Here is a 24,560-nt window from a genome sequence, read left to right on the forward strand (position 1 = left end):
TGGTAGAGACGCCAGCAAGCTGCAGAGCTGACCAGAATTAGCTCTTCCCTGACAAAGTTAATTTGGACAACCCTGCCGCGGCTGCTTCTCTTCCTCTACGCTTGCACTTGGATGGCTGCGTGTCTCGAACCTCTAAATCCGTAGTACGCGATGTACAGGTAGCAGATTGCCGGCAGAATGAACGCGTGATGAATTCCAATCCGATCTGCTAGCAGGCCCTGTAACTCGGGGATGATGGCCCCGCCCACGATTGCGGCGATCAGCAGCGCGGAGCCGTCTCCGGTGAGAGGGCCGAGTCCATCGACCCCTAGAGTGAAAATGCTCGGAAACATGATGGAGTTGAAGAGGCCAACCAGCAAAATCGTCCACATTGCGAAATGTCCGAAGGTGAGCATGGACGCCATTACCAGTAAACAAGCAACGATGGCATTGAATCCCAGCAGGGTTCCGGTGCTGATTTTCTGCAACAGCGCGGACCCTACGAAGCGGCCTACCATCGCTCCGCCCCAGTAATACTTCAGCATGTCAGCGGCGTCTTTCAGGCTCAGTCCGCCAATATCTGAGCGGTTGAAGTAGTTCGTCAGAAAGCTGCCAATCGAGACCTCGGCACCCACGTAGACAAAAATCGCAACTGCACCGAGAACCAAGTGCCGGTACCGCCAAATTGAGTCGTGAACCACTCCGTGCGCTTCAGCGGATTCAATCCTGGGTAGTTTGAAAAAAGCGATGATGATCGCGAGTACGAAGAGCGCGATCGCGAGCCCGATGTAAGGCCCTTTTACAGAGGCCGCCTGTGAGACGCGATAGGCACGCAGCGTCTCCGAATCCATTGTCCGGAGAACTTCAATCGCTACCGGTGCTGCCACGGCGCCAAGAATCAATTTGCTGCCGAAGGTTGGCGCTAATGTCGTTCCAAGTGAATTAAACGCCTGCGTAAGGTTCAGTCTGCTGGACGCCGTTCGTGGCGGTCCCAGCACAGCAACGTAAGGGTTGGCGGACGTTTGAAGAATCGTCATGCCTGCTGCGAGGGTAATCAGAGCGGCGAGAAACAACGGAAATGAGGGAACCGCTGCCGCAGGAACAAACATGAAGGCGCCGATTCCCATCGTCAGCAGACCCGCGACCATCGCTTTCTTGTATCCGAAGAAGTCGATGATCTTGCCCGAGGGAAACGAAAAGACGAAGTACGCCGAGAAGAAGGCGAATTGCACCAGCATTACTTCCGCATAATTCAAATCGAAGATGCTCTTCAGATGAGGAATCAGGATGTCGTTCAGGCAGGTGAGAAATCCCCACATGAAGAAGAGGGTGGTCACCATGGCCATCGCGCGATAATTCGTGCTTTGCTGGGGAGCGCTGACAGCTTGAACAGACGTGGTTCCAGAAGTTGCAGGCATTGAGTGGATATCCTCGGGTTCGGCTAAAGAAATATAACCGACAATGCGAGCTTAAGTCGGGGAAATTCGTCGGTCTAGTCGGTTAGAGAGAGGGAGCGCTCACGCTCGCTTTGCCGAGCTCATGGGGTGCGTGACTCCGACACTAGCGTTCATCCAACGGGCAACCATAGTTTGAACGCAGGCTTGTCCGCACAAGTGCTTCACGTCTGCGTCATGTGCGCTCATATTTTCCCAGGGATAGATCTTCAACAGCGGGCGTTCGGGAGAAGTCCTCGAATGGCCGATAACGCTCGGTCCAGGCAAGCCACCAGTGGTCAACACTGCCTTTCTGCTTGCCGCAGATCTCGCAGTGAAATGTTTCGGTCCACGTCATGGAAATATCCTACTAATCTAACAAAGAGCTAGGTGGTGACAAACCGGACGAGGCTGGCGGCATGCTCCCGCGCGCTGCAGACGTCCTTGGCATCACCAAGCACGATCAGCACCAGTCCCGCATGGCAGGTAATGTTCTCCGGAGGATTTACCCAGAAGCCATGTTTCTTGCCGTCGTGGTATGCATCCTTAATTGCAAGCGGCAACAGGTTATAGCTGCCCCGCAGATGCAGATCCGCGACTGGCTTACCAATCCAGGTTGAGTGCTCGGGGATTTCGATCTCCTCAATGCGCAACGTGCGGCTTTTGTCCTTGAGCATGAGGTCGAGGAAGTTCACCACGTGAGGACGAAGCACCTCGCTGGCGATCCGCATCCCGCCAATCTGGTTCGGCGAAACGGTGGAGTCGGCTCCGGCCTTGGTCAGCCGTTCAGCAAACTTCTGATCGATGCAGCGCGCGACAATACGCAGGTCAGGATTCTTTTGTCTTGCCAGCACCGTGATGATGAGGTTTTCTTTGTCCGAGGCCAGCGTGGTGATCATGCCCTTGGCGCGATCAATACCAAGCTGATCCAGCATATCGGCGTCGGTGGCGTCACCCACTACGTACAACATCTCGCGGTAGAAGCCGCTCTCGTCGTTTACGATCCGCTTGATGTGATCTTCATTGCTCTCAATCACAACATAGGGCGCGTGAGTTCTTGCCAATTCTTCGACTGCATGTCGGCCGGTGTCGCCCAGTCCGCAGACGATGTAATGATCCTTCAGCTCGCTGATACGCTTGAGCATCTTACGTCTCCAGAAAAAATCAGTAATCTGGCCTTCCACCAGGAAAGCGGTCACCACCGAGAACACATACAACATGATCATCACACCGAAAACGATCACGAAGATGTTGAATGCCCGGAGCATCGGGTTGTGGGAGGTGTCGACGATCTCGGTATAGCCGACGCTCGACAACGTGATGATCGCCATGTAAAGCGCGTCGAGAAGTGTGACCGAGGGGCCGCCCAGAAGCCGGTATCCGGTTACGCTGATCGCCAGAACGATGAAAAGGAAGATGAAGGCAATCCTGAGTTGTCGGCGGAGTTCCATGAGGCCCGGTACAGGTGGGGAAAGTAGCTGAATCTTAGCATGAAAACCTCCGCTTACCCGCTCTAAAGGCCTGTTCTACGCCGGCTTCAGGTATCTTCCTGAAGGTATGGCTCGTGAGTCGAGCACAGTCCGAACGCACCCTAGTGGATTCGTTCTAGCCGGTGGCGCCAGCAGTCGTATGGGGCGCGATAAGGCCCAGATTCCATGGGGCGCGGGTACATTGCTTACTCATGCCATCGAACAGATGAAGCGCGTCTCTGAGGACGTCTTCGTCGTAGGCGCGGTTAAGGCAAACAATTTGCCCGTGACAGTCCTCCTCGACAAAGAGTCCGGGCTCGGCCCCCTGGCCGGCATTCATGCGGCGCTGAGTCATTCCGCCACCGACTGGAATCTAGTTCTCGCTGTTGACTTGCCGCTGATCACCTCGGAGATGCTCATCTGGCTCGTACATTTTCAGGCCGATGCGTCTGAGGCAGCGATCGTTCCCCGAGTGAAATCGCGGCTTCAACCGCTATGTGCCGTCTACCATCGCGATTTACTACCCGAGGTTGAGCGAGCGCTGACGAGCCGGGAATCATCAATTCATCGCTTGTTAGAACGGCTCAGTACGCGCATCATTGAAGAAGATCAACTGATCGCCAACGGCTTTGCTCCGGAGACGTTTTTGAACGTCAACACGCCCGAGGACCTGGAGCGCGCTCGCGCGCTCGCCAAGATCATGCATGTCTAGCAACGGACACCATCTCGCAGACTCGAACGGCAGCCCGCAGGAAGGGCATCCTTATATTGAGTTCAGAGACGTTTGCAAGGCCTTTGGGTCAAACGTGGTGCTGCATCATGTCAACTTCGACGTTCCGCCCGGGCAAACCATGTGCATCCTGGGTCGCAGCGGCGTCGGCAAGTCGGTTTCGCTCCAACTCATCATGGGATTTCTGAAAGCGGACAGCGGAGAAGTGATCGTCGCGGGAGAAGACATCACCCATATGGACGAGCCCAATTTGGAACGAATCCGTAAGAAAGTGACGATGGTCTTCCAAAATGGAGCGCTGTTCGACTCGTTGTCGGTCGGCGAAAATGTGGCATTTCCACTGCGCGAGCGCCGCGACCTAAACGAAGAGCAGATCTTTCAGGTGGTCGATGGCCTGCTTGAGATGGTGGGAGTCAAGGCCATGCGCGATCTTCTGCCTTCGGATCTCTCCACCGGTATGAAGCGCTCGGTGGCTATCGCTCGCGCTCTCGCCGCTCAACCCGAATGCATTCTCTACGACGAGCCCACTACGATGGTCGATCCGCTAATGGCACAACTTCTCGGCGACTTGATCAAGAAGCTCAAGTTCCAGTTGAAACTCACGAGCATCGTAGTCACGCACGATATGCGTTTGGCGCACAAGCTGGCCGACCGCGTCCTCTTCCTGCATGAAGGCAGAGCGCTCTACTTCGGGACGATGAAGGGCATGAGCGAGAGCGATGACCCAGTGTTACGTCAATTCCTGGAGCTGGATGAATTGATACTTCCGGGTTGATAGCGCGCGCCATCAGCGAGGTAGAGACGCAGCACGCTGTAGGCTTGTCCAAATTAGGAATTTAGCGATTTAGGGAGGGGCATCGGCTTTAGCCGTGCCGGGACGGAATCCATGATCGATCCGGCTTTAGCCGCTGCGGTGGATTCCGCTTCGTGACCGAAAACCTTAAATCGGTTACCCGAAACCTAAATAGCTAACTCCGTCGAGAAACACAACCCCAGCGGCTAAAGCCTGATCAATCCGAAACTTCAAACGGCACGGCTGAAGCCGGTGCCCTTCCCCAAGACTAATTTGGACAGCCCTGCAGCATGCTGCGTCTCTACAAGAATGCTAATGCCCTCAAAAATCCGCACTTGAATAAATCCAGCGATAAGCGTACCTTTTCGGTCCTCGGAATCTAGGACCTATGTGGGTGTAGTTCCGCGTTCCATTTGCGTCCTATTCGAGGTGAGTGCACTTCCACTAAGGGAACTACACCGCCATGGACTCGCGCGGGCTAATAAAGTGGACTTCGACTGAGGTTTCCACTCAAGACTCGCCTCTCCGCGAACGCAGCTATCGGGCTTCTGCTCGTCTTACTCCATCGAATCCAGTACAGCGCATTGTTCGCTTGCTGCACAAACATGTCTGGATCATAACAGCGTGCCTTGCGCTAACGTTATCCGTAAGTTTTCTGTATGCGCTGCGGCAGCCACGCCTCTATCGCGCCACTGCAAATATCGCTATCGACCGCGACAGCAATACGAGTATCCCACTCAACAAGAGCTTTGCCTCTGCTCTTGGCGATACGGACGATTACAGCGTGAGTCTGGAAACGCAGATCCGTATTCTTGAAAGCCGGAGCCTGGCTCTGGGTGTAGTTCGCAAGCTCGGCCTTGACCATAACGCTGAGTTCATGCGGGACGCCAATCGCGAGTTCCCTTCCCTTCGGGATGCATCAGATTCAGAGACTACCGCGGTGGAAGCTCTCCGGTTTGGACTCTCAGTAAAGCCGATCAAGAATACGCGAGTGGTCGAATTGAGCTTCACCGGGCGAGACCGCACGCTGAACGCAATGATCGTGAATACGCTCGTCGATGCTTTTATCGACGACAACATCCGTTCGCGCTATGAGTCCGCGAACCGCGCAGCTAAATTCCTCTCCGCACAACTCAGCGAACTCCGCACGAAAGTCGAGGAGTCGCAACAGAAGCTGGTCGCCTATGAGCGTGAACACAACATCGTAATGGTCGACGAGACGCAGAATGTAGTCACTGCCAAACTTGACGACCTGAACAAGCAAGTCACCGCTGCGGAAGAAGATCGCATGGAAAAAGAGGCTGCTTACCAGGCGATCGCAGCCGGCAGTCTCGATCGGCTTCCGGCAGGCAAGAGCGGAGAAGCGCTGGAAAATCTATACGTACGGGAAGCAGACCTCAAGAACGAATACGCACAGGCCACGACCACTTACGGACCAAACCATCCGAAAGTACTCGAATTGACTAATCGCATCCGGGCGATGGACGCAAGTATTCAAACTGAGCTTAAGAGATTGCGGGATCGAGCAGACCTCGAATATCAGGTTTCCATGCGGCGTGAGCAGAAGCTTCGTTCGGCATTCGAAACACAAAAGGCCGAGGCTAACCGGTTGAAGGAAAGCACGATTCAATACGGGTTACTCAAACGGGAATCCGATGCCAATCGTCAGCTGTACGACAATCTTGAAGAACGCATGAAGGAGGCAGGTGTCGCGGCGGGCCTGCGCTCGAGCAATATTCGCCTGATAGATCCTGCGCAGCCAAAGGGTCTTCCCGTGTCGCCCAATCTCGCGCGAGCTGGTTATGTTGGTCTCTTCATCGCATTCCTGCTGAGCGCTGCCGCAATTGGACTCCGGGAAGGCATGAATCGGGCCCTTCGCGACCCTGCGGAAGTCGAATCATTCACGGCCATGCCGTCATTGGCGATCATTCCGCAGCACCATCCAACAGCGAGACTGCTCAGTTCTCACGTGGATAACGCAACACAGGTCGTCTGTTTGACTGAACCTCGCTCCGCAACTGCGGAAGCTTATCGCGCGCTCGGAACCTCGATCTTGCTCGCCTCGCCCGAGTTGAAAACGCTGCTGGTCTCAAGTCCACTTCCCGGCGAGGGAAAGACTATGACAGCGGCCAATGCAGCCGTCGTCATTGCGCAGCAGGGGAAGCGTGTGCTGCTGGTGGATGCTGATCTTCGGAAGCCTGGCCTGCATCGGGAATTTGGAATCGCGAATACGTCAGGCCTCGCCGAAGTTCTATCAGATGCAGTTGACGAAGAGGGTGCAATCCAGCAACTAGAGCGGATCGCCAATTTGTCGATCATACCTGCCGGGTCGTCGCAATCGATGACTGCGGAGATGCTCGGTTCGGCGAAGATGCGGGAACTAATGCAGTCGTGGCGGGCAGGCTACGACTATGTGATCCTCGACACCCCTCCGATGCTGGCGGTCACAGATGCGGTGCGTCTTTCCAGTCAGGCTGATTCTGTACTCGTCGTGATCCGCTCAGGGCAAACATCACACGATGCTCTTGCTCGCAGTTGTGACTTGTTGAATCAGGCAAGCACGCCAGTGCTGGGGATTGTTGTAAATGGCGTCAGTTCACGCTCAGCTGGATCGTATTACTACGGTTATTATCCGCAGCTCGCGAAGGGCTACTACGACGATTCGAAGCAGGCCTGAAGTGCGGCGTCGGAGTGGATGTTAGGCAGCCTTCTTCCGCCGTGATGCAGTAGTCGTTGTATTCCTCAAGTGAGCTATCTTGCGATCGGCTTCCGCAGCGGCACGGCAGAGTGAAAGTACGACGAAAAAGAGCAACAACCAAATCGCAATTCCGAGGGCCCACCACATACTGCTGACTCAATGACCGTTGACTGCGTACATTTCGATTACTTCGATGCGCGATTCAGGCCACATCGATTGCCGGCGCTTATTGGCGCAGCTCTGCCGGACTGGAGTTGCTCACCGTGTTGAGTTCCCAGTCTGATACCCTGGCCCGCTCCTTCTTCGACAGGCAGGCGGCAGCGTGGGCCGATCGGTATCAGAGTCCAACGTATCGACAACGGCAGCAACTCATAAGCAAGATTATTCAACAGCAGGTGCTCAGACTTAGTCGCCCTGTAGGAACGATTAAGGTCCTCGACTTCGGCTGTGGCATCGGCGTCCTTCTTAAGGATGCCGCCAATCTCGGCTTGCAGGTCACGGGCGTGGATCATTCCAAAGCCATGATCGATGCCGCACACGAGCAACTGTCCGGCTTCGGCAAACACGTGAATCTGGAATGGCTTCAGAGTAGTTCTGGTCAAGGCAATTACGAGCGAGAGACCTACGACATCGTCATATGCCTCTCGGTGCTCGAGTTTGTTCCGGGCATCGACTCCTTATTGTTCCGTCTCTGCGCTCGAACAGCGACCGGCGGAATCTTGGTGGTCTCGGTTCCGAATCGTCAGAGTTGGCTCCGAGCGATTGAAAAGTTCATTTTTCGTCATCCCCGGATCTTTCACCGATTTTCAGCGCTTGACCATTTGACGGGATCTGACTCCTATCTGAGCCATCAGGCTCATCAGCTTACTCGCAATCAGTTATTAAATATGGTCCAGCGCCAAGGCCTGAGGGAAGAATCCCATCGATTTCATATAGCTCCAGCATGGCTGCGCAGCGTTGAATTCATGAAGCGAGTAGGAATGATGTTGATAATGACTTTCCGCAAATGATAATCGCGAAGTTACTGTCGAATGCGCGGATTCACTACCGCATACAGCACGTCAGTCAGCAGGTTTACTGCGATATAGGTAAGTCCAATCGCGAGTATGCAGCCCTGCACAAGAAAGTAATCGCGGTTGCTGATTGCACTAATGGTCAGGCGTCCGATTCCGGGCCAGGAGAAGATCGTCTCAGTTACGATGGCGCCGGCGAGGAGCGAACCGAATTGCAGTCCCACAACGGTGAGTACGGGAATCATGGCATTCCGCAAGGCGTGCTTGTACACCACCTTGCCTTCGCTTAGGCCTTTTGCGCGCGCGGTGCGGATGTAGTCCTGGCTCAGCTCTTCAAGCATGGCAGTGCGCACCATGCGTGTGAGGATCGCAGCTAACGCTCCGCCCAGGGTGAACGCGGGCAGCACCAAGTGCTCCCACGTGCCTGCTCCAGAAACGGGAAGCAGTCCGAGTTTTATGGCAAAGAACAGGATCAAAATGGGTCCGAGAGCGAAATTAGGAAACGATAATCCGAACAAGCTCACAGCGCTGAGCAGGCGGTCATCCCAGAGGTCGCGTCGTTGCGCCGACCGGACTCCAGCGGGGATCGATAGAAGAAGAGCCACAACCAGAGCCGCAATCGTGAGGCGGAGAGTGTACGGGTAACGCTCCCAGATCACTCGTCCGACATCCTGATTCAGGCGAATCGACTGCCCCAGGCGGCCATGCAGCACGCCGTTCCAGTACTGCAGATATTGCTTGCCTATGGGCTGATCGAGCCCGTAAGCGTGGTGCGCCGCTTGCACGTCGGCACTCGCGGCTCCTTCGCCGAGCGTGGCCAGAATAGGATCGCCCGGCACCAGGTGAATCAGCAAAAAGACGACCGACACAACAAGCCAGAGCACAGGCAACGTGTACAGGAGGCGCGACCCAATCAGACGAATCACGCGGGGCTCTCTGCGGACGCTGGTTTAGGGTTCATTGAAGAGAGAGGGTTGTTCTTCCACCTGAGGTTCTGGCGTGCTGACGACCTCAACCTTTACCTGCACCACGCGACGCTCATGCATCTGTAGCACGGTATAGCGACGGCCTTCAAACTCGACTGAATCCCCAGTTTGCGGCAAACGTCCCAGTCGCCACATGATGAAGCCGCCCAGGGTCTCGAAGCCTTCGTCGCGTGGAAGGCGGATGTGCAGGTGAGATTCCAGATCGCGAGCATTGGCTCCGCCCTCCAGAACCAAAGCGCCCGTGTCCAGCAAATGCGGTTGGACGGTAACGTCAAACTCGTCTTCAATCTCGCCCACGACCTGTTCCAGCGCATCCTCAACCGTGACCAGACCGACTGTCGTCCCATACTCGTCCACGACGATAGCAAGATGGCGCTTGCGCTGGCGAAACTCAGCCAGTAGATCGAGCACTGGTTTCGTTTCGGGAACCACTAGCACATCGCGCATGATGTGGCGCACCCGCAGCGTAACTTCCGGCGGAAGTGGGCGCGCGCGTGCCGAAATCCGCAGGTGCATGAACCGTGAGAGGTCTTTTGAGTAGAGCACTCCGACGATATGCTCTTTGCCCAATGCGGGATCGTATATCGGGATCCGTGAGTGCTGATCCTCGACGACACGCGCCATCGCATCTTCCAGCGTCATATCGGCAGGCAAAGAGAACATGTTTTGCCGAGGTACGAGGATTTCTCGCACCGTCATGTTTTCGAGCTCGAGAGCACGGTGCATGATCTCTTCTTGTAGCGGCGGCAACAGGCCAAGCCGGCGGCTGGAGGTCAGAATCAGCTTCAGCTCCTCCGGCGAGTGCATTCCACCTTCCCGCATTAAGCGCGAGCCGAAGAGCTTGAGCACAGCGTTGGCCGACCGCGTCATCAGGTGCAGCAGCGGACGCGAGATTGTGATGAACACGTCCATCGGGCCTGCGACGGAGAGAGCTACCTGTTCAACCCGCTGTAGCGCCAAAGATTTAGGCACCAGTTCACCCAGAATTACGTGGAGGTAGGTGATCAGTACGAACGCAATCACCACGGCGCCAGTATGAGCGTAGGCGGCGGCGTGTGGCAGTCCTGCCAGAGGTTGCAGAAGGAGATGGGCCACAACAGGCTCGCCAATCCAGCCCAGTGCCAGGCTGGCGAGCGTAACTCCGAACTGCACCGCCGGCAGGAAGTCATCGAGACGCTGCTGCAGGCGCTGGACCGTCCGCGCGCCAGTGCGGCGGGCATCGATAAGCTGCTGGATCCGGGTATCGCGAAGGCTCACGATGGCGAACTCGGCAGCCACAAAGAAAGCGTTCAAGGCCACCAGCAGCACGACCACCAGAATGCGGAGGAGCACCAGAGGCGCCATCGTTGCTTAGTCTAGCATCGGCAGGTACTTAGCCTTGGCCTACAATGGCCTGTAGTGGTTTGGAGCTCGCGAAGAACCGTAACCTGCAATTTCAAGGAAACCTTAAAGTTAATTTCTTGGCCGAGTGCTTACATTTCAGCCATTTTCAGGTCTAAGGTGCATTGCCTTTGTGTGTCCGCGCGGGCACTCTTAAATCATTGGAAAATATTGAGGAACTCGCGGCTGATTACGCGCGTATGAAGCCATGAACAACGGGGTGGAGGAATAAGTGGCGAACGGCAATTCTAATCATAAGAAGAGGAAACGGCGCATTTGGTGGATCGGAAGCGCAGTATTTGTTCTGCTGCTGATCGGGGGGGTGGTCACCAAGGCGACCAGCGGCAGTACCAAAATTGACCCCACAAAGATCGCGACCGTCGAGCAAGGAGACCTCGCCAAGAGTGTAGTTGCGACTGGCAAAGTGCAGCCGATTACCAAGGTCGAGGTGAAGTCCAAAGCCAGTGGCATTGTGAAGAAATTGCTGGTTGATGCTGGGGACCGAGTGAAGCAGGGCCAGATCCTTGCTGAGCTCGACAAAGAGGAGCTGCAGGCTCAGGTCCGGGGCGACGAAGCCCAGCTCAGCGCGGCTGAAGCCAATTTTCGCGCTGCTGAAGCTGATGTGGAGCGCGGCAAGGTCGACGCCGCCGGCGTGGATGTTCCCACTTTGCAACGGGCGTATGAACGAGCCAAGAGCATGGCGTCCGAAGGAGTAGTCTCGACATCGGCGCTCGATGATGCCCAGCGCAACTATGAGATGGCAGTGAACAAGCGGGACATCGCGCGCGCGCAATTGATCGTGAGTCAGGCAAAGGTAAAGCAGGCGCAAGCTCAGGTGACGCAATACAAAGCAACTCTCTCGCGCACTTCCGAGCAGCTGAATTACGCGACCATTGTCGCGCCAATCGACGGCGTTATTCTTTCCCGTGATGTAGAGGTTGGCGATGCTATCAGTTCCATTCTGGTATTGGGCTCTTCGGCAACTCTGGTGATGACCCTTGGCGACATGAAGCAGGTTTACGTCGATGGCAAGGTAGACGAAAGCGATATCGGCAAAGTCTATCTCGGGCAGCCCGCGCGCATCAAAGTTGAGTCATTCAAGGACAAGAGCTTCACCGGCAAAGTCACGAAGATCGCTCCCATGGGCGTCGAAAAAGACAACGTAACTACGTTCCAGGTGCGAGTTTCGATCGACAACTCCGGTGGCGAGCTGAAAGCCCTCATGACCGCAAATGCTGAGGTCATTCTGGAAGAGCACAAAGGCGTGCTGATCATTCCCGAAAATTCGATCATCTACGACAAGGACAAGAAAGCGCAGGTCGAAGTCCCGGATCCGAAGGGCAAGGACGGCAAGCGAAAAGTTCCAGTTACAGTCGGCATCTCTAATGGCGCGAAAACCGAACTGCTGGCCGGCCTCAAAAAGGAAGACAAGGTCATATTGCAGTAGATTTCCTGAAACGGACCGCAGATGCAATCTGCGGTCTTTTCGTTCGCGCCCTATTCGCTCACCAAAGCGCGGTTTTGCAGTCCAATCTTGGCAGTGGTTGCGAGGCAATGTGAAACATATGAATAAGAAACTGCAAATCTCGACAGTAGCGGTTGTTTTAGCGTTCAGTTCCGCGGCATATGCGGAAGTGCGAGGTCAATTCGAACGGACGTTAAAGGTCAGCGGGCACGTCGATCTTGATGTCCAGAGCGGCTCCGGAAACATTACCGTGCATGCCGGCGATTCCAGCTCCGTGATCGTAATTGGCCACATCAGCGCCGGCAATTCGTGGTTCAATTCTGGCGGTGTGTCTGCTGAGGAGCGAGTAAAGCGCCTTGATGAGAACCCGCCGATTGACCAGACTGGGAACAGTATCCGCATCGGCCGAATTCAGGATCAGGCTTTGCGCAACGTCTCCATCAGCTACGACGTGACCGTGCCCAAGGACACATCGGTCCAATCACATACCGGCTCAGGCGATCAGCGCGTCAGCGACGTGAATGGACCGGTGCGCGCAAACACCGGTTCCGGCAATGTAATAATTAGCGGCATCGGTTCCGAGGTGCGCGCCAACGCAGGCTCCGGAAACATCGAGGTCAAGAACGTGCAGGGTCGCACCTACGCCGAAACTGGCAGCGGAAACACCGTTGCGACCGGCATTGCGGGAGGCTTTGATGCGCGGGCCGGATCGGGCGATATCACATTCGAGCAGACCGCTTCGGGCTCGGTTCGCGCCGAAACCGGATCCGGCAACATTCATCTGCGCAACGTGTCCGGTGGCCTGGAGGCTGGCGCCGGCAGCGGCAATGTGGACGTTCAGGGCAAGATGGCCTCCGACTGGCGCATTCACACTGGCTCCGGTGAAGTCGAAGTGAAGCTGCCTCCCGATGCGAAGTTCAACATCAACGCTGAGAGTAGCTCGGGTAATGTCAAAGTCCGTCCTCCGGTAACCATGCAAGGTGTCCTGAAAAAGAACCACATCGAAGGAACGGTGAATGGCGGCGGCACTCTGCTGCAAGTGAGTACCGGTTCGGGAACAATTCGCGTGGATTAATCATGTTTGTAGAGACGCAGCATGCTGCGTCTCTGTGAACGCGCCTTTATTCTGTTGTGGCTGCGTGCTTGTAAAGCCTGTCATCCTGAGCCGCTCTTTTGGACGAAGGATCTCCCGAGATGTGTAGGTCTTGAACGCGCCATCCAGGCTCTTTGGCCAAGAATCTTGGCTGCATGGTGAAAGTGCCGCGAAAGAGCAAAATAGGTCCGACGCATTCCCGGAGATCCTTCGCCCAAAAGAGGGGCTCGGGATGACAGGTAAAAGAATTCTGAGCATTCATCCTTTTAACTCAATCAACTCCGCTTTCACTTTTCCATTTCGGAGCCTCAATCTGCCCAAAGAAATAGGCAGACTAAACCGCTTTGGTCCGGCGCTTCCGGGATTGAAAAACAGAACACCCTTTCGCCAGTCGATTAGCGGCTTGTGAGAGTGGCCGAAGATTACAGCTGCAAATCCTGCCGCGGCTGGATCGAGATCGAGTTCCTGCACGTTGTGCAAGACATAGAGACTCACGCCCCCGATTTCCAACACCTTCGTTTCGGGTAGAGTACTGCCCCGTGCTGATGTATCAATGTTCCCTCTGACAGCGGTCAGAGGCGCAATTTTGCGCAGCTGCCCGAGAATTTCGGGATCACCAATATCGCCGGCATGCACAATAGCATCCACTCCACGCAACTTGTCTAAGGCCTCGGGGCGGAGCAGCCCGTGTGTGTCAGAGATCACACCAACCGCAATGTCTTCAGGCACTTTCAGGAATCCTCCAAAGGACTAAGGTCCTCTTATGTTCTTCCTGGATCGGCAACAGAGTGGCTCGAGAGCTGACTCAGCAACTCTCGAAAATTCTGGATCCGAGTCAACCGCAGGTTGTGCGCAGCCATCTCACTCACTGCGACCCGTAGGCCTGCTGTAGTTAATCTCTGTCTGTTGGGCGCCCAGTGAGCGCACTTCGTTTTAAGCAGGCATTAATCACTCACACATCAGCAGGAGGAATTAAAATGAAGAAGAACCTTTATCGGCTCGGAATGGTAGTCGCGATGAGCGCTGGATTCGCGTTCGCCCAAGGCACCGCATCCCAGACTCAAACAACTCCGAAGACCTTCCCGGACCAACAGCAATCTCCATCTGCTGCCCAAAGCCAGTCGCAGAATCCAACGTCAGCACAGCCGCAGAGTTCAGACCAGTTACCTTCCAGTAGCCAGGCTCCGTCCTCTTCGTCCTCGACGTCAACTGCACCGAGCTCCAGCAGCGGCGATCAGTCAAGTCCGTCGTCAAGCTCGGCTCCGTCGTCTTCCAGCAGCTCGCAGAGCACTTCGCCCGCGACTTCAGGAAGCGCGACTTCACCCTCTTCTTCCAGCTCCGCAACCGACCAGAGCGCGAATCCATCCAGCTCCGCAACGCCATCCACCGATAAGAGCGCGAATCCCTCGACCGGCAGCCAGTCCGGTGCTTCGAGTTCCGCTTCGGGAATGCCGCAGAGCGACATGAACGCGAGCTCCGATGTTCAGAGCAAGATTCAAACCGCTCTGCAGGCGAATCCGAGTCTCTCGGGCATCAGCGTCAGCTCAAGCGCCAAGGGTATCGAACTGACCGGCACTGCCAACTCCGCGAAGGACCGCAAAGAAGCGCTGCGTATCGCGAAGGAAAATGCTAATGGCATGAAGGTGAAGGACAGCATTAAGGTCGGCGCCTCTGCCAAGAGCGACGCGAAGAATTGATCGTTATCAACGAACCACAAGGGCGGCCTCTATAGCCGCCCCTTTTTATTTGTCTGAGGAATCCCCACTCGTAAAGCCATACGGACAATGACGGCATGCTGACTGGCAGCAATAGCCGCGCTTCAGCAGATAGTGCTCGGTGAAAACATACAGACCGTTCTCGATGTAGTAATCCAGATCTTCCACCAGCGGTTCACCGGAGGACGACTCGCGGTGTTGCTCAGTCGCCACTCGCGCTCCGGATTGCTTCTGCGCTCTCGCGCGCCGCGAGAATTTGCAGCACCGGACTTGGGCCATCCTCTTCCACGAGCGATCCGTCGCGGAAGCTTACGTTATGTCCAGAGATTGCCGGCACGCGCTCGCCGGGCACAATGATGCCAGCCAGGTTCAAGGGATCAGCCGCGGATACGGTCACCATCTCCCCCGCGGGCTGCACATTGCGCATTGCCCGCAAGGATTCAACCGCTTCGGGCAGCGCAAACTGTTCGCCGATAAAGCCGGAGACGAATCTGCCGCCGCGCACTTCGCCGCGGTCTTCGAGGCGGCGGAAGGTCAGCAGCAGTTCGCGCCATTTTGGGAGGACCGACTCGCGCACCAGCAGCTCGCGGAAGACCACGCCATAGCGGTCCAGCAGCATGCGACACGTGGCCTCGAGCGCGGCGGCTTGATCGCGTGCAGGCTCGCCGTGCATGATGGTCCAGCGCCCCGCGCTGTGTCGTGGACGCCTAGCGCGTCCGGCGGCTCCGGAGCGGCGGGGAGCGACCAGGGCACGCAGGTTATCGAAGCCATCGGCGGTGACGACACCGGCAGCGACCAGTTCCCATAGGCCGGTTTCGACCTCAGCTTTCAACTTGCCGGTCCCGCGCACGATGTCGGCAAAGAACGATGCGCCGCGCGACTGCAGATATGCCAGTACTTCATTTGCCACAGGGCTCAAGCAGCGCTCGATCGCGATTGGCTGCTGGTAGCGGACCGATGTCATCCAATCGGACTCATCGCGCAGAAAGAACGTGACTGGCGCAACGCTCGTGGGAACTACACGCCGATTGCTTTCCGCGGAAGCCTCAAGTGTGGCCGGATGCGGCGAGAGCCTGCCCCAGCCGACAGCTCCAGTTAGGCACAAGTGATCCAGATCCTTGGGATCGTAGTCCTTGATGCGCTGCGGCAGAATCTGCTTCTCCCAAGCATTCGCCGGAATTTCAAAGCCTTGAAGCTGCCGCAGGACTTCCAGCAGACCGCGCTCGCCACTCAATTGCGTCCCCGGCGCCACATGCTGCCAGCGTGGCAACCAGCGCATGAGTTGGGCCGGAGTGACCGGCTGAATCTGCTTGCGTAGCACGCCAAGGGTGAGCCGATGAATGCGGGCCAGCAGACGCCGGTCGCACCACTCGGTAACTCCGTCACGCCGCGCGAATTTGCCGCGCAGGATCGAGCCCTTGGCTTCGAGGCGAAGCAGGGCGATGTCGATCTCGTTTGCCGGCTGATGCAGTGCGGTCGCCAGCTGCTCGGCGGTGACTGGCCCAGAGTGCATCATCCAGCCGGTGACCATTGCCAGGCGGGCATCGTCGGCAGTTGGCGACTCGCGTTCGGCGGAGTCGACCGGAGATTCCAGTTCCGAATCGGGATAGAGCGCGCGGAAGCTGGTCAGCTTCTCGGCAGCTACCCAGAACGAACGACCTGCCACGCGCGCGCGTGCGGCGCGACGCTGCCTTTGTAAATCAGAGAAGAACGTGGCCCAGGTTGTGACTCCTATGTCACCTGTGGCACAGCCGCCCTCGGCTGTGTTCGATGCAGGCGACATAAGCGAGAACCTGTCCAAAAGAGAACTGTTCAGTGCATTGGTAACAAATGCAGCATCACTTGGGTTGACCTTGGGCAGAGCCACAGCCGAGGGCGGCTGTGGCACAAAGTCATTAGAGGACAGTGCTCCAAGTGTACAAAAGTGCTCGGGCAGAGTTATCCACGTGAGCAACGCATCGTGCAGCTCATCGGCATCACGAACGTCGGGCCAGGCCTCGTTGCGGACCTGCTCGATAGCGCTCAGGTCGAGGCCACCCACCTCCTGCAGTACCGAATCGGGAAGCGTACGCCGCATCTCCACGGCGCGGGCGCGGCGCTCTTCGAGCGGAGCATCGTCCAGGTAGGCATACGGCGCAGAGTTCAGGATCTCGTGCGAAAACTGTGAGGGCACGGGAGTATCGACGGCGAGCAGGCGAATCGAGCCGTCCGAGATGCCGTGCAACAGGTTCTTCAGGCCATCGATGTCCATTGCTTCGGTGAGGACATCTTTCATGACCTCGCGAACCAGCGGGTGATCCGGAATCTTGATGTCGCCCTCGATGTTCTCCTGGCAAGCTGCAACATCGGGGAATACCGAGGCTAGAAGATCGTCGGAGCGAATGCGTAGAATCTGCGGCGGAATCTTCTTTCCATTCCGGTACCGCAGCAGTGCGAGCGCTCGCCCGGCATCCCAGCGCCACCTGGTCTTGAAGATGGGCGAGTCGAGTGCGGCCTGTTCCAGCACCTCCTGCACGCTCTCCTCGCGCAGAAACTCGAAGACATCCGCCAGCGGGAAGCTGTGCTGCTCGGCCAGAGCGATGTTCAGGCCGTTCTCAGTGGCCGAAGCCTGCAACTCGAAGTTGAACGAGCGGCAAAAGCGCTTGCGCAGAGCAAGTCCCCAGGCCTTGTTGATGCGCGCGCCCAGGGGAGCGTGGATCACGAGCTGCATGCCGCCGCCTTCGTCGAAGAAGCGCTCGGCAATCAGCGTGGTTTGCGTGGGCACAGCCCCGAGCACTGCCCGTCCGGTGACGATGTATTCCACGATCTGCTCAGCGGCAGAGTCGTCCATGTGGCATTCGTTCTTCAGCCACCCGACGGCCGATGCCACTTCGGGAATGTTCTGCGAGATTCCAACTGGAGTCACGTTAGGCGTGAGTTCATCCACCTTGGCGCGGATCGCCGCAACCTGATGCGACAGCTCGGGAGTTCGCGCCGGAGCCTCGCCGCGCCAGAAAGGAATGGTTGGCGCCGCGCCTTGCGCGTCTTCCACAACCACGCGTCCCGCAGACTCAACGCGATGAATGCGCCAGCTGGTGCTGCCCAGCAGCATCACGTCACCGCGCTGGCTCTCGACAGCAAAGTCTTCATCGACCGTGCCGACGACCGCTTCTTCGGGCAACGCAACCACGGTATAGAGCGAATTGTCAGGGATCGCGCCACCATTGGTGACGGCGATCATGCGGCTGCCGCGACGAGCTTTGAGCAAGCCATTCACGCGATCGCGATGGAGGTAAGCTCCGTATCGTCCGCGGCTGGCGGCGATACCGTCGGAGAGCACGGTCACGATCTCCTCGAAGTCGCGCTCGGTCAGATTGCGATAGGGATAAGCGCGACGCAACACGTTGAACAGATCCTGCTCAGGCCAATCGTCGGCAGCGCACATGGCGACGATCTGCTGTGCCAGCACATCGAGCGGAGCCTCAGGAATCATCAGCGCATCGAGTTCGCCGGCTTCGATGGCACCAACGAGCGCAGCGCATTCGATCAGCTCGTCGCGGGTGGTGGCAAAGATGCGGCCTTTGGGAATGGCTCCGCGCCAGTGCCCGGCGCGTCCGACGCGCTGCAGCATCACCGCAATCGACCGCGGCGAGCCAATGTGACAAACCAGATCGATGTGCCCGACATCGATACCGAGTTCGAGCGAAGCGGTGGCCACCAGCGCCTTGAGTTCGCCTTTTCGCAAACGAGACTCAGCGTGCAAACGCAGCTTGCGCGAGAGGCTGCCGTGGTGCGCAGCGACCGCGTCTTCACCGAGCCGGTCGGCGAGACAGTGTGCGATGCGCTCCGCCAAAGAGCGTGTATTCACGAAGATGAGCGTGGAGCGATGCTGCTCGGTGAGCTGTGCGAGACGGTCATAGACCTCGTCCCACATTTCGTGGGTCATCACAGCCGACAGTGGGCTCGGAGGAACTTCCACGGCGAAATCCAGCCGCCGCTTATGACCAACATTCACAATCTCCGGCTCCCCCGAGGCGCCAGCGAGGAATTTAGCGACGAGTTCTATCGGCTTCTGTGTAGCCGAGAGCCCGATGCGCACCGGCTTGCGATGGGCGAGCACATCAAGACGTTCAAGCGAGATGGCAAGATGCGCGCCGCGCTTGTCGTCGGCGATGGCGTGGATTTCGTCCACGATCACGGTCTCCACATCGCGCAGCAGTTCGCGGCTCTTCTCTGCCGTGAGCAGGATGTACAGAGACTCGGGTGTGGTGACCAGAATGTGTGGCGGCGACTTCAGCATGCGCTGCCGATCGGCGGAAGGCGTGTCCCCGGTACGCACAAAGGTGCGGATCTGGGGCATAAGCAACCCGCGTTCGCCAGCCAGCCGCGCAATCTCCGCCAGCGGCCGCTCCAGGTTCGTCTGGATGTCGTTTCCCAGCGCCTTCAGCGGCGAAACGTAAACGACTTCAATCTTGTTCTCGAGCTGGCCGGTGACCGCTTTGCATATCAGCCGATCGATGCAGGCAAGGAACGCGGCAAGAGTCTTACCTGATCCAGTAGGCGCGGCGATGAGTGTGGAGCGTCCAGAGAGGATACGAGGCCAGCCCTCCTCCTGCGGCTCAGTGGGCGTGCCGAATTTCGAGACAAACCACTCTTGGACCAGCGGATGCGCCCAGGCAAGCGCCTGTGGGACATCCAGCTCTACACCCCTCCCCTCCTCTTCTTGCGTAAATTCTGTCATCTACAGTACTTAGACTAAGAACCAATGGAGATTTCTGGAGTATTGAACACAAGATCTTCCCAAACAAACCCCGGGGTAACCCCGGATTTCCCACAGCGTAACGCCGAAATTTCCGCGGCGTTACCCCGACTTTTCCACGGCGTTACCCGAGGCTTCCTTCAGCCTACCCAAGAGCCACGCCGTCATTGCGCAAAAAAATCGCAAAGTCCCTTCTGATCCCATGAAGTCCCTAGGGATATCCCATGTTTAATCCCTTGGGATCTCATGCGATATCCATCGATCCTTGCGATGGATGAACAATTAAATTGCCGGATCGGCACTAAGAACACTAAGAAAAGGAACGAATGACTGGCGGCTGAACTCAGACGCAGAGATTGAAGGCCAACAAGTTGCACTGAGTCATTATAGGCGAATAAAAGGCAAATAGTCAAGGAGTGGCAAACGCTTTGGAGTTCCGCTTCTGGCAAACTAGGCTGAAAGGATGTTGCGCAAGAGACCATTGCTATTCGCTGGCTGCGTACTGGTTGCAGCGTCTGTAATTCTGTATGTCGGATTAGAGATTTCAGTCGCTCACGAACAAGCGTTAAGCCCCGGCGAAAAGAGTCTCGGCGTTGCGGTGCTCGGCATGCTCCTTGGTATTCCCATGATCTTGACGGGTGCCACTGGAGCCATGATGCTGGCTTTCTGTGTGCTTCGGGCTTTCTATCGGCGATCATCTTCAAACTGAGCCGCTAGGCAAAACCGAATCGCGTTAGCCACGTCTAAAATGATCGAAACGGAGGCGCCCATGAAGCGTCGCGAGTTCCTCGTCCGTTCCGCCTACGGTTTGGGAGTTGCCTGGCTAAGCTCTCATCCTTTCGCCAGCAATCTCCTCAGCCAGACTCTCCCCCGCCGCTTCGCCGCGACCGACACAGTCACACTGGGCAAGACGGGAATCAAGACCAGCCGCCTTGCAATGGGAACCGGCACCGTCGGGTACGGACACACGTCTCATCAGAGCTCCATGGGAGTTAAGGGACTCTCCGAGCTGCTGCTGAATGGCTACGATCATGGTCTGCGCTTCTTTGACACTGCGGATTCCTATGGGAGTCATCCGCACGTGGCCGAGGCGATTCGGCAGCTTCCTCGCGACAAGGTCACGGTGATGACGAAGACTTGGGCGCGCGATGCGCAGACCGCGCGTGCCGATCTTGATCGCTTCCGCCGCGAGCTGAAGACCGACTATCTCGACATCTGCCTCATGCACTGCCTGACAGAAGCTGATTGGACTACGCGTTTCCGCGGCGTGATGGACGTGCTCTCAGAGGCAAAAGAAAAAGGCATCATACGAACTCATGGGTGCTCGTGTCACAGCATCGAAGCACTTCGTGCAGCCGCGAAGTCTCCCTGGGTGGAAGTTGATTTGGTACGCATGAATCCCATCGGCTCGCACATGGATGCCGAACCTGAAACGGTAGCCAGCGTCATTCGAGAAATGCGAGCGGCAGGAAACGGAATCATCGGAATGAAGATTCTCGGCCAGGGCGATCTGAGCAAGCGTCAGGACGAGGCGCTTAAGTTCGCCCTCTCGCTCGGAACACTCGACGCATTCACGATCGGCGCGGAGAGCAAAACAGAACAGGAAGATTTGATTCGTAGAATCGGTGCATCGGCTTAAGAGCCGGCGAACTCTTTTGCTGGTGGACAAAAGCACCTCCCGCTACCGCAGGGGTTCTGCAACCGACTTCGCCCTTCAGTAGAATTTCCGGGGAGGCTTTTATGAAGCGTCGCGAGTTCATGAAGGGAATCGCCATGACCGGAATCGCCTCTTCTTTCGACCCAGTTCTCAATGCATCGACAGGTTCGATTCCGAGACGGACGCTCGGCCATACTGGAGAGAAGGTCTCAATCGTGGGACTCGGTGGGTACCATATTGGGAGCCAGAAGGATGAAAACGAGAGCATCCGCATCATCCGAACCGCGCTAGATGAAGGAATCAACTTCCTCGACAACTGCTGGGACTACAACGAGGGACAAAGCGAGATCCGCATGGGTAAAGCTCTGGGCGATGGCTATCGGCAGAAGGCTTTCCTCATGACGAAAATCGATGGTCGAGATGCGAAGTCCGCCGCCAATCAGATCGACGAATCACTGCGTCGCCTTCAGACCGACCGCATCGACCTGCTGCAGTTTCACGAAATCATTCGCATGAACGATCCAGAGCGCATCTTCGCCTCTGGCGGCGGCATGGAGGCGGCCGTGAAAGCGAAGCAGGCGGGCAAGATCCGTTACATCGGATTTACCGGACACAAGAGCCCTGAGATTCATCGTCACATGCTCGAACTGGCAGATCAGAACAAGTTCCTGTTCGATAGTGTGCAGATGCCGCTCAACGTAATGGACGCGCATTACCACAGCTTCGAGAAAATCGTTCTTCCCATATTGGTCAAGAAGAACATCGGTGTATTGGGAATGAAGCCGATGGGAGACAAGATCATTCTCCGCAGCAAAGCGGTCACGCCGGTTGAGTGTCTGCACTACGCGATGAGCCTGCCTACCAGCGTCGTGGTCACAGGGTGCGATTCGATCGATATACTTCAACAGGCGCTGAAGGCTGCACGGGACTTTAAGCCTTTGGATGAAGGGCAGCGCACAGCGCTGTTGGCTAAAACGGCCGCTCCGGCGAAGAATGGTGAGTACGAGCAGTACAAAACCACCACGAACTTCGACGGCACGGTTCACAATCCGCAATGGTTAGGTTGAACGCACTGATGGCGCCTGGAAAATAAAATCATGTCCGCACTCGGAGCACGCTCGCTCACTATCGACCTTGATCAGAAAGAGCAAGCTTTACGCGCTCGACTTGCGTCGTTGGGAAGCGTGCTGGTCGCTTATTCCGGCGGAACGGATTCCGCATTCCTGGCGTGGGCCGCTCACGAAGTGCTTGGAGAGCGCATGCTGGCTGTATTGGCAGATTCTCCCAGTCTTCCCCGCCGCGAGTTGAAACTGGCCATTGAATTCGCAGAGCACTGGCATATTCCGCTGAAGGTGATTGCGACTCAAGAGATGGACCGACCAGAGTACACGCGCAACGACGCGGCTCGCTGCTTCCACTGTAAAGACGAACTGTTCACCGTTATGGAGAGAGAACGCGATCAGTTGGATTTTGACTACATCGCGTATGGTAAGAACCTCGACGACGAGGGAGATTTTCGTCCGGGACAACGCGCTGCTGCGCTGCACCGCGTCCTGAGTCCTCTGGCAGATGCAGGGCTCAGCAAGGTCGACATTCGCACTTTATCTGAGCGTGCTGGTCTGCAGGTGTGGAACAAGCCTGCCTCTGCTTGTCTGTCATCACGCATTGAATATGGACGTCCGGTTACTCGCGAGGCCCTGGCGGCGATCGAAGCCGGAGAGGATGCGCTTAGAGAGCTGGGATTCAAACAGGCTCGCGTACGCCACCATGGAGACATTGTGCGCATCGAGATCGCGCGCGATGAGCTCGACCGCGCATTCAGTCCCGAAATGGCAGCGCGACTCGTGCCGATATTCAAAAAGCTCGGATTCAAATATGTGACCCTGGATTGCGAAGGATATCGGTCCGGCTCGATGAATGCTGTGCTACCGATTGAGCAGATCGGGCTGGCGAAGTGAGCTTCCTTTGTCGCTTCAAACTGGGATTGGATCGTGTAACCAGGTAAAAGGCATGCGCGTTGCTTATCTAGAGTGCTTCTCGGGAATTAGTGGGGACATGATGCTGGGCGCCCTGCTTCACGGGGGCGTCAAGCCGGAGCTTTTGCAGCAGACGGTAGCCGCACTGAATGTCAACGCCGAGCTTCGCATCAGCCGCGTCGATCGCAGTGGCATTTCTGCGACGAAAGTCGATGTGCTGGTGAACGGAAAGCTCGCGGATCAGCCTCAACGCTCCCGTGAGCATGCGCACGGTCACAGTCACGATGATTCGCGCGCTCACCCACACGCTCACGAACACCAGGCTCCGAACGACGTTTCAACAGGAGATGGCCACTCCCATTCGCACTCACACGCGCACGAACATCAGCACGGAAGATCACTTTCGGAAATCCGAGAAATCATTCGGCATGCGGATATTCCGCATACCGCGCGCGCAACGGCAATCCGCGCTTTCGAACTTCTCGGCGAAGCTGAGGCGGGAATTCACAATGTTCCGCTCGAGTCGATTCACTTCCACGAGGTCGGAGCAGTCGATGCCATCGTGGACATCGTCTGCGCGTCAGTCGGATGTCACTCACTTGGCGTGGATCGATTCGTTTGCTCTCCGCTGAATCTTGGTGGCGGTAGCGTAACGTGTGCGCACGGCGAGTTTCCCGTTCCAGCTCCTGCGACTCTCGCTCTGTTAAAAGGAGCGCCGGTTTACTCGTCGGGAGTCAATGTGGAGCTGGTGACGCCCACCGGCGCGGCTCTTCTTCGCGCGCTCGACTGCTCCTTCTCTGCGTTTCCGGCAATGAATATTCAATCGATCGGGTATGGTGCGGGCTCGCGGGATCTTGATGGCTCGCCGAACGTCCTCCGAATCTCAGTCGGTGAACTGCTCGAAACGGGAATGCTTGATCACGATCACTCGCACCAAGAAGTCACAGTTCTGGAAACGACAATCGATGATCTCAGTCCGCAGGTGATGGGGTACGTCACTGAACGCTTGCTGGCGGAAGGAGCGTTTGATGTATTCGTCACGCCTGCGCAGATGAAGAAGAATCGTCCCGGATCGCTGCTCACGGTCTTGTGCGATGAAACGACGGCGCCAACAATGCGCGAGATTCTTTTCCGTGAGACCAGCACCATCGGAATTCGCACGCGGCGCGAACGCCGCGACTGCCTTGAACGTGCGATGATCCGTGCAGCCACACAATGGGGTGAAGTTCGGGTAAAAGAGTCTCGCTTGAACGGGACGGTCACGAACTTCGCTCCCGAGTATGAAGATTGCCGCCGGATCGCCGAGGCCAATTCGATTCCGCTGAAACAAGTTCAGCAGGAGGCGATCGGCTCCTATCTTGCAAAAAGACAATCCTCCTCTTCCCTCTCCGACAACACCAGAAAGCCGCTGAGCACGAAGTCACACGTCGCCTGA

General features: G+C 56.8%; 21 protein-coding genes. 12 read left to right on the forward strand and 9 right to left on the reverse strand.

The window, feature by feature from the left end; all coding sequences use genetic code 11:
* Positions 1-95 precede the first annotated feature (95 nt).
* From VNX88_03315 to VNX88_03325, 3 genes are all read right to left on the reverse strand, one after another.
* Positions 96-1,397, reverse strand: a complete 1,302-nt coding sequence (locus VNX88_03315; GenBank protein ID HWY67665.1) for a sugar MFS transporter — start codon at positions 1,395-1,397, stop codon at positions 96-98.
* Positions 1,398-1,608: 211 nt separating this feature from the next.
* A complete protein-coding gene (locus tag VNX88_03320) occupies positions 1,609-1,770 on the reverse strand; it encodes a hypothetical protein (GenBank protein ID HWY67666.1) in 162 nt (53 codons plus the stop codon).
* A 28-nt stretch (positions 1,771-1,798) separates the two neighbouring features.
* Positions 1,799-2,863: a potassium channel protein gene (locus VNX88_03325; protein HWY67667.1), complete on the reverse strand. Its 1,065-nt coding sequence runs from the start codon at positions 2,861-2,863 to the stop codon at positions 1,799-1,801.
* 106 nt (positions 2,864-2,969) lie between these two features.
* Here VNX88_03325 and VNX88_03330 point away from each other — a divergent pair, with 106 nt between their 5' ends.
* From VNX88_03330 to VNX88_03345, 4 genes are all read left to right on the forward strand, one after another.
* On the forward strand, positions 2,970-3,593 hold the full coding sequence (locus VNX88_03330; GenBank protein HWY67668.1) for a molybdenum cofactor guanylyltransferase: 624 nt from the start codon (positions 2,970-2,972) through the stop codon (positions 3,591-3,593).
* Positions 3,586-4,386, forward strand: a complete 801-nt coding sequence (locus VNX88_03335) for an ATP-binding cassette domain-containing protein (GenBank protein ID HWY67669.1) — start codon at positions 3,586-3,588, stop codon at positions 4,384-4,386. Before VNX88_03330 ends, VNX88_03335 begins: the two co-directional genes overlap by 8 nt.
* Before the next feature lie 481 nt (positions 4,387-4,867).
* The gene (locus tag VNX88_03340) at positions 4,868-7,081 is read left to right on the forward strand and encodes a polysaccharide biosynthesis tyrosine autokinase (GenBank protein ID HWY67670.1); all 2,214 of its coding nucleotides are present in this window, start codon (positions 4,868-4,870) and stop codon (positions 7,079-7,081) included.
* 284 nt (positions 7,082-7,365) lie between these two features.
* Positions 7,366-8,112 (forward strand): methyltransferase domain-containing protein, encoded by a 747-nt coding sequence (locus VNX88_03345; protein HWY67671.1) that lies wholly within the window; start codon positions 7,366-7,368, stop codon positions 8,110-8,112.
* An 11-nt stretch (positions 8,113-8,123) separates the two neighbouring features.
* On the opposite strand, the gene VNX88_03350 is transcribed toward VNX88_03345, so the two are convergent.
* Together VNX88_03350 and VNX88_03355 are read right to left on the reverse strand one after the other, a co-directional pair.
* On the reverse strand, positions 8,124-9,041 hold the full coding sequence (locus VNX88_03350; protein ID HWY67672.1) for an ABC transporter permease: 918 nt from the start codon (positions 9,039-9,041) through the stop codon (positions 8,124-8,126).
* Positions 9,042-9,065: 24 nt separating this feature from the next.
* Entirely contained in the window at positions 9,066-10,445 is a 1,380-nt protein-coding gene (locus tag VNX88_03355; protein HWY67673.1) for a hemolysin family protein, read from the reverse strand.
* A gap of 268 nt (positions 10,446-10,713) precedes the next feature.
* Here VNX88_03355 and VNX88_03360 point away from each other — a divergent pair, with 268 nt between their 5' ends.
* Both VNX88_03360 and VNX88_03365 read left to right on the forward strand, forming a co-directional pair.
* Complete coding sequence (locus tag VNX88_03360; protein ID HWY67674.1) at positions 10,714-11,928, forward strand: efflux RND transporter periplasmic adaptor subunit; 1,215 nt, start codon at positions 10,714-10,716, stop codon at positions 11,926-11,928.
* A 118-nt stretch (positions 11,929-12,046) separates the two neighbouring features.
* Entirely contained in the window at positions 12,047-13,021 is a 975-nt protein-coding gene (locus VNX88_03365; GenBank protein ID HWY67675.1) for a DUF4097 family beta strand repeat-containing protein, read from the forward strand.
* 276 nt (positions 13,022-13,297) lie between these two features.
* On the opposite strand, the gene VNX88_03370 is transcribed toward VNX88_03365, so the two are convergent.
* Both VNX88_03370 and VNX88_03375 read right to left on the reverse strand, forming a co-directional pair.
* The gene (locus VNX88_03370) at positions 13,298-13,768 is read right to left on the reverse strand and encodes a metallophosphoesterase family protein (protein ID HWY67676.1); all 471 of its coding nucleotides are present in this window, start codon (positions 13,766-13,768) and stop codon (positions 13,298-13,300) included.
* 505 nt (positions 13,769-14,273) lie between these two features.
* Positions 14,274-14,504 (reverse strand): hypothetical protein, encoded by a 231-nt coding sequence (locus VNX88_03375; GenBank protein ID HWY67677.1) that lies wholly within the window; start codon positions 14,502-14,504, stop codon positions 14,274-14,276.
* Between VNX88_03375 and VNX88_03380 the strand changes: the two genes are divergently transcribed.
* Positions 14,503-14,736, forward strand: coding sequence for a BON domain-containing protein (locus tag VNX88_03380; GenBank protein ID HWY67678.1), 234 nt, complete (start codon positions 14,503-14,505; stop codon positions 14,734-14,736). The genes VNX88_03375 and VNX88_03380 overlap by 2 nt on opposite strands.
* Before the next feature lie 45 nt (positions 14,737-14,781).
* Here the strand turns inward: VNX88_03380 and VNX88_03385 are convergent, their stop codons facing one another.
* Both VNX88_03385 and VNX88_03390 read right to left on the reverse strand, forming a co-directional pair.
* On the reverse strand, positions 14,782-14,967 hold the full coding sequence (locus VNX88_03385) for a DUF5522 domain-containing protein (protein ID HWY67679.1): 186 nt from the start codon (positions 14,965-14,967) through the stop codon (positions 14,782-14,784).
* Positions 14,957-19,474 (reverse strand): DEAD/DEAH box helicase, encoded by a 4,518-nt coding sequence (locus tag VNX88_03390; GenBank protein HWY67680.1) that lies wholly within the window; start codon positions 19,472-19,474, stop codon positions 14,957-14,959. Before VNX88_03390 ends, VNX88_03385 begins: the two co-directional genes overlap by 11 nt.
* 481 nt (positions 19,475-19,955) lie before the next feature.
* On the opposite strand from VNX88_03390, the gene VNX88_03395 reads away from it, so the two are divergent.
* The 5 genes from VNX88_03395 to larC all read left to right on the forward strand — a co-directional run bounded on the left by VNX88_03395 (position 19,956) and on the right by larC (position 24,560).
* On the forward strand, positions 19,956-20,201 hold the full coding sequence (locus VNX88_03395; protein ID HWY67681.1) for a hypothetical protein: 246 nt from the start codon (positions 19,956-19,958) through the stop codon (positions 20,199-20,201).
* A gap of 60 nt (positions 20,202-20,261) precedes the next feature.
* Positions 20,262-21,131: an aldo/keto reductase gene (locus tag VNX88_03400; GenBank protein HWY67682.1), complete on the forward strand. Its 870-nt coding sequence runs from the start codon at positions 20,262-20,264 to the stop codon at positions 21,129-21,131.
* Positions 21,132-21,232: 101 nt separating this feature from the next.
* Entirely contained in the window at positions 21,233-22,216 is a 984-nt protein-coding gene (locus tag VNX88_03405) for an aldo/keto reductase (GenBank protein ID HWY67683.1), read from the forward strand.
* A gap of 30 nt (positions 22,217-22,246) precedes the next feature.
* Positions 22,247-23,107 carry an ATP-dependent sacrificial sulfur transferase LarE gene (gene larE / locus VNX88_03410; protein ID HWY67684.1) on the forward strand — a complete coding sequence of 287 codons (861 nt, stop codon included), beginning with the start codon at positions 22,247-22,249 and terminating at the stop codon, positions 23,105-23,107.
* Between the two features lie 7 nt (positions 23,108-23,114).
* The gene (gene larC, locus VNX88_03415) at positions 23,115-24,560 is read left to right on the forward strand and encodes a nickel pincer cofactor biosynthesis protein LarC (GenBank protein HWY67685.1); all 1,446 of its coding nucleotides are present in this window, start codon (positions 23,115-23,117) and stop codon (positions 24,558-24,560) included.

The organism is Terriglobales bacterium (genome assembly GCA_035567895.1).
Taxonomy (GTDB): domain Bacteria; phylum Acidobacteriota; class Terriglobia; order Terriglobales; family Acidobacteriaceae; genus Gp1-AA112.

Coding starts and splice junctions, on each gene's coding strand:
- VNX88_03315 (HWY67665.1), bottom strand. CDS start 1,397: ATGCCTGCAACTTCTGGAACCACGTCTGTTCAAGCTGTCAGCGCTCCC.
- VNX88_03320 (HWY67666.1), bottom strand. CDS start 1,770: ATGACGTGGACCGAAACATTTCACTGCGAGATCTGCGGCAAGCAGAAA.
- VNX88_03325 (HWY67667.1), bottom strand. CDS start 2,863: ATGGAACTCCGCCGACAACTCAGGATTGCCTTCATCTTCCTTTTCATC.
- VNX88_03330 (HWY67668.1), top strand. CDS start 2,970: ATGGCTCGTGAGTCGAGCACAGTCCGAACGCACCCTAGTGGATTCGTT.
- VNX88_03335 (HWY67669.1), top strand. CDS start 3,586: ATGTCTAGCAACGGACACCATCTCGCAGACTCGAACGGCAGCCCGCAG.
- VNX88_03340 (HWY67670.1), top strand. CDS start 4,868: ATGGACTCGCGCGGGCTAATAAAGTGGACTTCGACTGAGGTTTCCACT.
- VNX88_03355 (HWY67673.1), bottom strand. CDS start 10,445: ATGGCGCCTCTGGTGCTCCTCCGCATTCTGGTGGTCGTGCTGCTGGTG.
- VNX88_03365 (HWY67675.1), top strand. CDS start 12,047: ATGAATAAGAAACTGCAAATCTCGACAGTAGCGGTTGTTTTAGCGTTC.
- VNX88_03380 (HWY67678.1), top strand. CDS start 14,503: ATGAACGCGAGCTCCGATGTTCAGAGCAAGATTCAAACCGCTCTGCAG.
- VNX88_03375 (HWY67677.1), bottom strand. CDS start 14,504: ATGTCGCTCTGCGGCATTCCCGAAGCGGAACTCGAAGCACCGGACTGG.
- VNX88_03390 (HWY67680.1), bottom strand. CDS start 19,474: ATGACAGAATTTACGCAAGAAGAGGAGGGGAGGGGTGTAGAGCTGGAT.
- VNX88_03395 (HWY67681.1), top strand. CDS start 19,956: ATGTTGCGCAAGAGACCATTGCTATTCGCTGGCTGCGTACTGGTTGCA.
- VNX88_03400 (HWY67682.1), top strand. CDS start 20,262: ATGAAGCGTCGCGAGTTCCTCGTCCGTTCCGCCTACGGTTTGGGAGTT.
- VNX88_03405 (HWY67683.1), top strand. CDS start 21,233: ATGAAGCGTCGCGAGTTCATGAAGGGAATCGCCATGACCGGAATCGCC.
- larE (HWY67684.1), top strand. CDS start 22,247: ATGTCCGCACTCGGAGCACGCTCGCTCACTATCGACCTTGATCAGAAA.